The 7,078-nt window shown below is 37.4% G+C and carries 7 protein-coding genes; 3 read left to right on the forward strand and 4 right to left on the reverse strand.

The window, feature by feature from the left end:
• Positions 1 to 175 precede the first annotated feature (175 nt).
• Positions 176 to 2,119, forward strand: coding sequence for an ATP-binding protein (locus tag RAO94_07710; GenBank protein ID MDP8322220.1), 1,944 nt, complete (start codon positions 176 to 178; stop codon positions 2,117 to 2,119).
• On the forward strand, positions 2,103 to 2,531 hold the full coding sequence (locus RAO94_07715; protein ID MDP8322221.1) for a response regulator: 429 nt from the start codon (positions 2,103 to 2,105) through the stop codon (positions 2,529 to 2,531). The genes RAO94_07710 and RAO94_07715 overlap by 17 nt, the downstream gene beginning before the upstream one ends.
• Before the next feature lie 12 nt (positions 2,532 to 2,543).
• Here the strand turns inward: RAO94_07715 and RAO94_07720 are convergent, their stop codons facing one another.
• The 3 genes from RAO94_07720 to gmhA are packed head-to-tail and all read right to left on the reverse strand — an operon-like array spanning position 2,544 to position 4,164.
• Complete coding sequence (locus RAO94_07720) at positions 2,544 to 3,140, reverse strand: HAD-IA family hydrolase (GenBank protein MDP8322222.1); 597 nt, start codon at positions 3,138 to 3,140, stop codon at positions 2,544 to 2,546.
• Complete coding sequence (gene dtd / locus RAO94_07725) at positions 3,137 to 3,577, reverse strand: D-aminoacyl-tRNA deacylase (GenBank protein MDP8322223.1); 441 nt, start codon at positions 3,575 to 3,577, stop codon at positions 3,137 to 3,139. Before dtd ends, RAO94_07720 begins: the two co-directional genes overlap by 4 nt.
• On the reverse strand, positions 3,577 to 4,164 hold the full coding sequence (gene gmhA, locus RAO94_07730; GenBank protein ID MDP8322224.1) for a D-sedoheptulose 7-phosphate isomerase: 588 nt from the start codon (positions 4,162 to 4,164) through the stop codon (positions 3,577 to 3,579). Before gmhA ends, dtd begins: the two co-directional genes overlap by 1 nt.
• Positions 4,165 to 4,282: 118 nt before the next feature.
• Here gmhA and RAO94_07735 point away from each other — a divergent pair, with 118 nt between their 5' ends.
• Positions 4,283 to 4,417, forward strand: a complete 135-nt coding sequence (locus RAO94_07735) for a hypothetical protein (protein ID MDP8322225.1) — start codon at positions 4,283 to 4,285, stop codon at positions 4,415 to 4,417.
• 285 nt (positions 4,418 to 4,702) lie between these two features.
• Here the strand turns inward: RAO94_07735 and RAO94_07740 are convergent.
• Positions 4,703 to 7,078: hypothetical protein (locus RAO94_07740; GenBank protein ID MDP8322226.1), on the reverse strand; the 2,376-nt coding region annotated here is incomplete at its 5' end.

Below are 7,078 nucleotides of genomic sequence, written 5' to 3' on the forward strand. Positions count from 1 at the left end.
ATATCAACTCCATGTCGGAACACGCCCAAAATCACATATAATTATATAAAGATCTAATTTTATCAGTTTACTGACTAATAAAGCCAGTTAATACTGCTTTGCTTATTTTAAAAAGCCTAAGCTACAATTTTTCGAGAACCATTTTCTCCTATTTTCCTGCTATTATGCAGAACTCATGGAGAAGAAATACTCTGATGAACATTTCAACTCGTCAATAGTGTTTATCCGTATATCATTTATTTTCGGGATTTTGATGTATTCAGCCTTTGCTTTGGTGGATATAAGACTTGCTCCTGAGATATTCCCTTTCTTATTGAAAATCCGTTTCTTTTTAATTTGTCCGATAATTTTGATAACCACACTGATTTCTTTTTTCAAGTGGTTTAAGAAAATCTGGCAGACCATAATTGTCATCTCCATTTTCTTTGCTGGCGGTGGGATCATTAGTATGCTTTTTTCTGGTTCTACACTCATTGCTCAGGATTATTATGTCGGTTTGATCCTTGTTTTATTATACGGTTATTTCCTCATCAAACTGCGATACATTTATGCCACTATAAGCGGTACATTGCTAGTGATCATTTATTTCATCGTGGATTATCATTTCCTGAATATCCCAAAGGAAGTGAGTTTTGCTAATGGATTCTTTCTTGTTTCAGCCAATTTATCTCTGATGATCGGGAGCTATTTCATTGAATACTATACGCGAGGTGATTTTTATTCGCGTCATTTACTCGATTTAGAGCGAAGTAACGTTGAGACGGTAAATAAAGATCTGGAAATCGAAGTAAAAAGAAGAACAGCAGAAATAGATAAGATGAACCAGAAATTGATCAAGAAAATCAATGAACTCAAACATTCTCAACATGAGTTAAAAGAGAATGAAGAACAGCTTCGCATGGCATTTGATGCCAGTAATGCCACGGTCTGGGGTATTGACTTAACGAATTTGAAGCTGATCATGAATGATCTATTTCTAAATATCCTGGATTTCCCTCTCGAACAATTAACTGGTATTTATGAATTTGATCTTATCCATCAGGAAGATAGAAACAAATTTAAACTGGAAGTTGACAAATTACTGCTGCGACAGACAGATATGCTGGATATAGAATTCAGATTGCAGGCTTATGATAATTCCTGGAAATGGCTGCATGCCTGGGGAAAAGTATCTGAATTTAATTCTGATGGAGTACCATTGAGTGTATTAGGAACTATCTATGATATCACAACTCGAAAGGAAAATGAACTTGAACTCAATAAATATCGACTGAACCTGGAAAACTCTGTACAGGAAAGAACTGATAGCCTGGCATCCTCTCAGGAAGCTTTAATGTTTTTAATGGACGATATGAATAATGCAAGTGATAAATTGATACAGGTCAATAAGCAATTGGAATCAGTTAATAAAGAGCTGGAATCCTTTTCATATTCTGTTTCTCATGATCTTAGAGCTCCCTTGCGGGGAATCAAAGGGTTCACAAAGATCATGCTTGAAGATTATCAGAATGTACTCGATAAGGAAGGACAGGAATATTTACTCCTGATCAAAAATAATGTAGATATGATGAACCAGTTGATTAGTGATCTGCTGGAATTCTCCCGTCTGGGTAAAAAAGTCATTATACCGGTTATGATAGATTTCAAAGAAATGATCTCCAGGATATTTACTGCTTCTACCTTAGATGTCCCCGATCGTGAGATCAAGCTGGAAATTGATGATATTCCAACTTTAATGGCTGATTTAGGTTTATTGAATATTGTCTTTACCAATCTTATCTCCAATGCAGTGAAGTTCACTTCCCAACGTGAAATTGCTATTATTAAGGTTGGCTATAAATCAGAAGATAAAAGCCATCTGATCTATGTGAAAGATAATGGTGTGGGATTTGATATGAACTACGCTGATAAGCTTTACGGAGTCTTTCAAAGAATGCACGCTTCAGAAGATTTTGATGGTTATGGTGTTGGATTATCAATCGTAAAACGAATCGTAGTAAAACATGGTGGAAGTACCTGGGCAGAAAGTGAACCCGATAAAGGTGCCACTTTTTATATCTCACTTCCAAAAAATGAAGATGAAATTAACCAAGGAATGACAAATGACTCCACAGATTGATATCCTGGTTGTAGAAGATAATCCTAACGACAGTCGTCTGGTAAAACGTGCTCTTCAGAAAACTGATTTTTCCCCTGAAATCCACATCGCCAAAGATGGAGTTGAAGCATTAGAATTTATTGATAATTATTTTAATGAAAATGATGATATCAGCTTACCAAAATTTATTCTGCTTGATCTGAAATTGCCTCGCCTGGATGGTTTAGAATTGCTGGAAATTATTAAAAACAACAAAGCATGGGCTCATCTACCAGTTATTATTATGACTTCATCCAATGAAGCTGTTGATATCGAAAGGGCTTATAAACTCGGAGTTAATAGTTATCTTGTTAAACCTGTTAATTTTGAAGAGTTTTATGAAACTATCAGGGAGTTGACCAATTACTGGCTTAAGATCAATTTAACTTACTGATATATTTTCTGCTTAAGCTCTGGTATCCTCCAGGATTTTATTTAATGCTTCTATTGTCTCAGTATTATTTTGATGCCAGATCGTTTTTGCACCAAGTTTCTCAGCAACTTCTGTATTGATTTTCACATCATCAATGAATATTGAATCCTGCCAATCAAAATCATATCTGCTTACTGCTTCCTGATATACACGAATATCGGGTTTAATATATCCCAGTCTGCTGGTAATCATGATATTTTCCATCTCAAAAATATGCAGTTTCAGATACTTATCCCAGATATAAGGGAAATGCAGTTCGTCATTATTAGAAAGTATCATTAATCTGTGCTCTGATGTTAATCTCGGTACGATATCCAATAACTCATCATTTGCCCAGAAAACATCACACCAGGCATCTTTAAAATCTTCAGCATCCATATCCGGTTTATATATCGCCTGCAATTCCTTCAGAAAATCTTCTGTAGTCATCGCCCCACACTCAAAAGCAAAAATCGGACCATGCGCTTCCTTTAGTGATCTTTCATATCTTTTATATCCCAGTTTCTCAAAGAAAAGCTCAAAGTCATAATTTATCAGTACATTGCCCAGATCAAATATGATATTTTTCATTGTTTTTCCAATATAATTGTTACAGGTCCATCATTAACCAAACTCACTTTCATGTCTGCTCCAAATCTGCCTGTTTGGGCAGTAATTCCTAAACTGTTTACTACATGCACAAATTCATCGAATTGCTTTTCCGCAATTTCCGGCAGAGCTGCCTGATCAAAACCCGGACGTCTCCCCCGCTGGCAATCCGCATAAAGTGTGAATTGAGAGACCAGCAGAATTTCACCTCCAATATCCTGCAAACCAAGGTTCATTTTCTGGTTTTCATCCTCAAAAATCCTGAGATCAACTGTCTTATTTGCCAACCACTCAATAGATGAGCCATCATCATTTTTACCAATTCCTACCAGCACCAGCAAACCTTTTCCAATCCTGGCTATTACTTCTCCTGCCACTTCCACCTGGGCAGATAGCACTCTCTGGATAACCAGTCGCATCAGCTCTCCAGGTAATTTTCGGGAAACATCAATCTTTCCACCTGCTCAATTGTTATATGCAGGATCAGCATATGCAGCTCCTGTATCCTGTCTGTTGTTATTCCAGGAACAATTATCTGCAATTCTGCCATGTCCTTGAGATCTCCCCCATCTTTTCCAAGCAGTGCTGCCGTCCGCAAATGCTGTTGATCAGCTTTCTTCATTGCTTTTAGTACATTTTCAGAATTCCCACTCGTTGATAAGCCAATAAAAACATCTCTTGCTTTACCCCAGCCTTCCACGCTGCGGGAAAATATTTCTGAAAAACCATAATCATTTCCCACACAGGTGATATGAGTAGGATCAGCCAGAGCCATTACTGGTAATGATTGCCTGTCCTTTCGGTATCTGCCGGTAAATTCCTCCGCAAAGTGCATTGCATCCGCTGCACTTCCCCCATTCCCGCAGATCAACACCTTGCCTCCCTCTTCAAATGCATCGACAATCATGCGGCTAAGATCTTCAATGAATTCCAAGACTGCTTCTGATTCTACTAACTGCTCTGTCAATTGTGATGCCGTCTTCAATGCTTTTTTTATACTATCCATATTTTTCCCCTTTCCTTTAAAATTCCACCCCAGTTATTTTGATAATTTTGTATAGCAATTTTTTTTTCTCTACCTCCCCAAATTAGCATAATTGAGTTTCAGTTACAAATTGCAGGATATGGGTGCAATAGAATATCATGTTTTAGGTAAGTATGATGATAAAACCGAGAAATTGCTGAAAAAACTTTTATTCAGTAGAAACGTTACAGCAATATATAATAATAATAATGATATTTTATTTGGTAAAGATTAAAATTGATACACTTGTAACCCACAGTGAACCAACAGGGAGGGTACAGGGAGGATAATTGAGACAGTTAAAATAGTTAAATAATGGCATTTCTTATATTTAAGATAAAAAGCGCCTAAAATGGGATAAAATGAGATAAATGTAACATATGGTCTATAATATATAATGAGATAAATTGAAAAGACAGGAAGTGAACGAGTGTATGTAAATTTGTACAGATATCATTATAATTTATTCAATATTGCATTTTATCTGGGTTGTTGTTTGTTTAATATAATATTATAAATATTAGAATTCTGCTGATGCCTGCATTTTGAATTCGTGGCTTATCTCTTCTTCGGGATATTTATCTCCTTTATATTCAAGAGAAAATTTAACGTAGGTGTTCATTTTATAATCATAGGAGAGATTCCAGATGAATACATTTCCGGCTCTTTTTTCTTCCAGCCAGATATCATAATCTTCTCCTTTGCGGTTATTGTATCTATATTTCAATCTGGCAAACAAGCGACTGGTGCGTTTTGGATACCAGTTTATATTTTGCTGCAATTCCCATTTGGTGAGGCTATAGGTGATCTCATCGGTGGTATCACTGCCATCCTCCCAGCCATATTCTGCTCTGATACTATAATTGATCTTCGAGGATGGAGATATTCTGGTTTCACAGGCAAAGTCATAATTTTCCAGTTTGCTGTCGTAGCGAGTATCAGTTTCTTCTCTGTGCTCCAGGAAAAATTCCCACTTCAGCGTACGGGAGTATTTCCAGTGTAGATAAGCTTCATCATTAAAGATATCCACTTTTTCTGCATCCTGATAGCGATTATCGAGGCGGTTTTCTGCACTTCTCATCAACCGCAGGCTTAGTTTGTTCTTGATCAGGTCATACCACCAGCGCCCCTTGAGGATCTGAGTACCATAGATCGTAGTATCCTCCTGGCGCAATTCTGAGCCCTGCAGGAGATACAGTTCTGTAATATTATCAGTAGTTGACTGCTCATTTATCGCAGCTTCCAGTTCAAGTTTCATTTTCTGCCAGAAAACAGTCAGAGGATCAGCAGGTCTTATATTGAGTAACCCGGAAGATGTGATCTCAATTGATTTGCTGGGATCATCATAATCAATGGAAACTATCTGCCAATCATAATCGCCATCCTCGTCATCTTCCCCATCCTCATTATAATTACCTTCTTCGAAGCCAATATATACAAGTTCTCTCACTTTAGGATAGAAATCAAGATTTCTGATACGGTATTTTGCCCCCAGATTAATCATTTTTCCCAGACTACCGTTATAATTGAGTTCTCCCATATCATAATTTGTCTGAATGCTGTCCTTCACACTGCGATGAGCAAGCACTAATTCCACCTGCTGTGAGGAGCTTTTATATTTACTTTTTAATCCTGTTGTGGTGCTGATCTTTTGCTGGTGGGTGAGTGCACTATCGGTGATAACTTCTTCCCAATAGAGCCTGTTGCTGCCGGAATTTGTTTTAAGTTCCAGGTAACCCAGATTTTCTGCTTTTGCAAATTCCATCCCGGCAATTTCTTTATCAAGTCTTTTTAGTTCATATCCCAGCTTAAATTTACTGATAGTATATGCCATTTTTAGATTGTGGCTATAATAATCATCATTTCTATCGGGCAGCTTGTTTTCCCAATTTAAATAGCGATATTTAACTTCCGGCAACAGCCAGTACTGCACTAAAGTCCCACCGGTGGCTAAATATCTTTGAGTATGATCTACTCCAGCAGTGATCTGGCGCAATTCAATATCAGGAATAAATATCCTGCCGATATCAATACCACTAAAAAAACTAATTTCCTGTTTATCCAGGGTATCCGGTAAAGCTTCGGTCTCATATAGATAAGCAGCAGAAGATAAGGGTACAAAACTGAATAATTCAGCTGTATTTCCACTCCAGCTTAATTTCATTTGAGGTCGGATAAATCCTGATTTCCTCTGATATTTGAGTGAACTATTTCCTGCCCAGCCCAGATTATCTTCATCATCTATTGAGGATAGAGTATTGCGGTCATCAGTGCTGAGCATGGTTTCTGCTTTAAGTTCTATATCCCCAATATTCCATCTGCTCCAAAACGTGTAATTTCCCTGAGCCTGGGGAGCCTGTAATTTCACTCCCAAAGAATATTCACCATTTCCGCTGCCGGCATAATAATATCCAGCATCTGATATTAGATAATCTCCTCTAGCATCATAGTGGAAGCTCAGGTTATAAGTTCCGGTACTATCCAGACCCACATACTCAAAATAACCGTCCTGATTTAAAATATATTCACCTAAACCAGTATCCTGCTGATAAATCCCATTTCCATACACTTCATTATCACCAGCCTGCTGAAGACTGTCCAGATCGCTTTCATTAAATTCCACTGTAAGGGGATTATCACTGTCATCTGCACGATAATATATAGCTGAACCGATTCTAAGGTTATCTGTGATATTCCACTGGCTATCCTGCAGATATACCTGCTGTCTGTAAATTTCATCGCTATATTGATATTTCACATAGATATTGTCACTCGAACTAATGAAATTATTCTGGGTAAATGTGATGCTTCCCTCGGCATAATCAATAGAATAATCATCACCTCTTTGCAATTCACTGCCATTAAGAAATACGGTCTCAGATCCGGCAATAATGAG

It is taken from the genome of Candidatus Stygibacter australis (genome assembly GCA_030765845.1).
GTDB classification, from domain to species: domain Bacteria; phylum Cloacimonadota; class Cloacimonadia; order Cloacimonadales; family TCS61; genus Stygibacter; species Stygibacter australis.

Coding starts and splice junctions, on each gene's coding strand:
- RAO94_07710 (MDP8322220.1), top strand. CDS start 176: ATGGAGAAGAAATACTCTGATGAACATTTCAACTCGTCAATAGTGTTT.
- RAO94_07715 (MDP8322221.1), top strand. CDS start 2,103: ATGACTCCACAGATTGATATCCTGGTTGTAGAAGATAATCCTAACGAC.
- RAO94_07720 (MDP8322222.1), bottom strand. CDS start 3,140: ATGAAAAATATCATATTTGATCTGGGCAATGTACTGATAAATTATGAC.
- RAO94_07735 (MDP8322225.1), top strand. CDS start 4,283: ATGGGTGCAATAGAATATCATGTTTTAGGTAAGTATGATGATAAAACC.
- dtd (MDP8322223.1), bottom strand. CDS start 3,577: ATGCGACTGGTTATCCAGAGAGTGCTATCTGCCCAGGTGGAAGTGGCA.
- gmhA (MDP8322224.1), bottom strand. CDS start 4,164: ATGGATAGTATAAAAAAAGCATTGAAGACGGCATCACAATTGACAGAG.